The organism is Xenorhabdus sp. IM139775 (genome assembly GCF_028598745.1).
In the GTDB taxonomy this organism is placed as follows: Bacteria; Pseudomonadota; Gammaproteobacteria; order Enterobacterales; family Enterobacteriaceae; genus Xenorhabdus.
In genome coordinates, this window is the sequence record NZ_JAQRFK010000234.1 from 1 (window position 1) to 681 (window position 681).

Here is a 681-nt window from a genome sequence, read left to right on the forward strand (position 1 = left end):
CTTTCCAAACCCTGTTTAACTTCACGCCTGAAGTTCGGCAACTGATGCGTGAACCTTATGTCGGACGCGTTGTTAAAGGCCATATATTCTATCGGGATACAATATTTATTGGCCTCGCTCCGGGGGGAGCGGCCCGCGCCTGGTTGCGGGGATATGATAAAAACAACGGCGATAATATTCTGATCTCGACGGGCGAATCAGTATCCGGCGATAAGATGACAGTATGTCAGGGGAAAACAAAACATCCTGATGGCTACGGGGAGTATTCCGAGAGGATAAAAGCTTTTATCAAAGGAAAAACCTATCCCTATGGTGAATGGTAATGGAGGTAACAATATGGCAGGTAAAGCAGTGATTCTTTTAAACGATGCCACCGATCACGGTGGCAAGGTGATCACCGCTATTGGTGGTTATACCTATCAGGGCGTGCCTGTTGCAGGTGAGGGTGATTTGGTCACTTGCCCAAAATGCGAGGGGACGTATCCGATTATCGAGGGAAGTGAATCGTTGAAGTCGCATGGTACGCCTATTGCGCTGGAAGGGATGCAAACCGCCTGCGGTGCTAAGCTGATTGCCAGCCAAAAAGATTTTCTGGCTTAATCACATGAATACCCGCCTTATGTAAAATAAGGCGGGGAAACGCAAATTGCGTGTGACAATATCGCAGGAAGAGGGAGGGGC

At 48.6% G+C, this 681-nt stretch carries 2 protein-coding genes; both read left to right on the plus strand.

All coding sequences use genetic code 11. The features are described from left to right. A partial coding sequence (locus PSI17_RS17200; protein ID WP_273553111.1) for a DUF2931 family protein occupies window positions 1-323 on the plus strand: 323 nt, incomplete at its 5' end. Between the two features lie 13 nt (window positions 324-336). After that, window positions 337-600, plus strand: coding sequence for a PAAR domain-containing protein (locus PSI17_RS17205; RefSeq protein WP_273553112.1), 264 nt, complete (start codon window positions 337-339; stop codon window positions 598-600). The last annotated feature ends 81 nt before the right edge of the window (window positions 601-681 follow it).